Origin of the sequence: Robiginitalea sp., from assembly GCF_049588695.1 — a bacterium.
GTDB lineage: Bacteria > Bacteroidota > Bacteroidia > Flavobacteriales > Flavobacteriaceae > Robiginitalea.
On sequence record NZ_JBAVZJ010000120.1, the window covers coordinates 1 to 3,017 of the forward strand.

Annotated in this window: 2 protein-coding genes; both read left to right on the top strand. The window is 48.2% G+C overall.

The annotated features are described in order from the left end of the window. Nucleotides 1-876 (top strand): TRCF domain-containing protein (locus tag WBV75_RS02740; RefSeq protein WP_424119126.1); only part of this gene is annotated, 876 nt, incomplete at its 5' end. Nucleotides 877-985: 109 nt separating this feature from the next. Further along, nucleotides 986-2,902: a CocE/NonD family hydrolase gene (locus WBV75_RS02745; protein ID WP_424119127.1), complete on the top strand. Its 1,917-nt coding sequence runs from the start codon at nucleotides 986-988 to the stop codon at nucleotides 2,900-2,902. Nucleotides 2,903-3,017 lie beyond the last annotated feature (115 nt).

Below are 3,017 nucleotides of genomic sequence, written 5' to 3' on the forward strand. Positions count from 1 at the left end.
GATGTCGCGAACGCCAATACCATCCTAATAAACAATGCCAATAATTTTGGCCTTAGCGATCTGCACCAAATGCGCGGACGTGTGGGACGCAGCAACAAAAAAGCTTTTTGTTACTTTATTACGCCTCCTTATGAAGTGATGACCCCGGAAGCCCGCAAACGCATGGAGGCCCTGGAGCAATTCACAGAGCTGGGCAGCGGATTCAATATCGCTATGAAGGATCTGGAAATTCGGGGTGCCGGGGACCTTCTTGGAGGGGAGCAAAGCGGTTTTATCAATGAAATCGGGTTTGAAACCTATCAAAAAATCCTGGCAGAGGCGGTTGCCGAATTAAAAGAAGAAGAATTTAAAGACCTCTATCAGGAAGAATCTGCTACAAAGGGGCCGTTTGTCAGGGAAGTACAAATCGACACAGATTTTGAATTGTTATTCCCGGACGACTTTGTCAATTCTGTTTCTGAGCGGCTCAGGCTCTATACCGAGCTGAATGAAATGTCCGGCCCCGAGGAACTGGAAGCCTTTCGGGCCCGTTTGCAGGATCGTTTCGGCACACTCCCTGAAAAAGCGACAGACCTGTTGGATTCCGTCCGATTGAAGTGGATGGCTTCCGATCTGGGTATCGAAAAACTGGTACTTAAAAAAGGTAGTTTTATCGGTTATTTTATCGCCGACCAACAGTCCGATTTTTATCAGACCGAGCGCTTCGGGAATATCCTGAGGTACCTGCAGTCCAATCCCGGAAAGGGACGGCTGAAAGAAAAGCAAACCAGGAAAGGTTTGCGGTTATTGATTACGGCTTCGGATATTCATTCGGTACAGGAGGCCCTCGGGATTATGAAGCCGCTGGCATCGGGTACTGAAGTGGCATCTCTCTAGAATATTCCAACCGGGCCCCACCCGTTCACTTTAAATGGTTTTCGCGTTTTTTGCCCGATTTGGAATGCCGCGGATTACCTATATTTAAAGTCTCAAGAAACCTAAACAGATGAAACACCTCATTTACCTTGTATTCGGCCTTGTATTCACCCTGACCACGGCGTTCAGTCAGGACGTTGATTCCCTCTACATGGTGCAGCACTACGATCTTAAGGAATACCACATACCCATGCGGGATGGTGTTGAACTCTTTACGGTGGTTTACACGCCAAAGGACAAAGGCTCCGATTTTCCGATTCTGATGAACCGCACCTGCTATAACGCTTCCAACTACACGAACTACAAAGTTAGCCGGTACCCCTCTTCGTATCTTGTCAGGGATGGTTACATCCTGGTGTATCAGGACGTTCGCGGACGCTATATGAGCGATGGGACCTTTGACAATATGCGGCCCAATATTCCGGGTAACGATCCCAAAAACAAAAAAGACATAGACGAGAGTTCCGATACCTGGGATACTATTGACTGGTTGGTAAAAAACATCCCCAACAACAACGGGAAGGTGGGTATGTACGGCGTTTCTTATCCGGGATTCTATACTGCAGCTGCCTTGCCCGATGCCCATCCTGCCCTCAAGGCCTCCTCTCCCCAGGCTCCGATTTCAGATTTTTTCTTCGATGATTTTCACCATCAGGGTGCCTACCTGCAGAGTTACACGGCAGCCTTTGCTGTATTTGGGTATCAGAAAGAAGGGCGGACAAGGAAACCCTGGTATATGGATAAAATCAAACGGTTCTACGAAAACCCCCCGGCCGACGGGTACGATTTTCACCTGGACATGGGGCCGCTAAAAAAAATTACCGAAAACTATCACTCCGACAATTTTTTCTGGCAACAGATCGTCTCCCATCCCAACTACGATGAGTTCTGGCAAAAGCGGAATATCCTACCCCACCTTAAAGATGTGGACCACGCCGTAATGACGGTAGGAGGCTGGTTCGACGCGGAAGACCTCTATGGCCCTCTCAACATTTACAAACGCATCGAGTCCAGTAGTCCCAAAGCCCAAAATACTATTGTCATGGGACCCTGGGATCATGGAGGTTGGGCCCGGGAACGCGGCAAAACCACCCATAACCACATTTATTTTGGCGACAGTATTTCAACCCATTACCAGAAAGAAGTGGAACGCCGGTTTTTCAACCATCACCTAAAAGGAACCGCAGAAAAACCCCTCCCGGAAGCCTATATGTTCGATACCGGCACGAAGGAATGGAAAAGTTTTCAGCAATGGCCCCCGGAGTCGATTGCTCCGGTCTCTCTGTATTTCGGGGAAAACGGTACGCTCTCCCTGAATACGCCCCAGGATGAAAAAGCTGTTTTTGAATATGTGAGTGACCCCGCCAAACCCGTTCCGTATACCTCTCAGACCGAAGGGCTCACCTTTACCCCCCGCCGTTTTATGAGTGATGACCAGAGACAGGCCTCCCGCAGACCGGATGTGCTCACCTTTGTAACTCCTCCCCTGACCGACCCTAAAACGATTGCAGGAGAAATCATGGCTAAATTAAAAGTATCCATGACGGGGTCCGACGCGGATTTTATCGTCAAGCTGATCGACGTGTATCCACAGGATCATCCCCAGTACGATCACAACCCCAAAAATATTGTGATGGGCGGATATCAACAACTGGTGCGCTCTGAAGTTTTCAGGGGACGATTCCGGAATAGTTTTGAAACCCCGGAACCCTTCGTTCCCGGCGAAATTGACGATGTGAATTTCAGGCTTCAGGATGTCCTTCACACGTTTAAAGAAGGCCATAGGATTATGATACAGATTCACAGTACCTGGTTTCCCTATATCGACAGAAACCCTCAGAAGTATGTAGACAACATTTATGAAGCTGAGGCTTCAGATTTTATAAAATCTACCATCCGTGTCTATGGAAACTCCGTTATTGAAGCGGGTGGAAAAGTTGGGGAAACCCCGGCCATTAAGGAACTCGAGGGATACATCAAAGGATAACGGATCGTCTGCCCATAGGGGCGATCAAAAATGATAAAAAGCATTTTGAAGGTGGACTATATCGTAAGTTCCCGATGTTCCACAGAGTTGGATAATGTCAAAACGCACCTCTGTT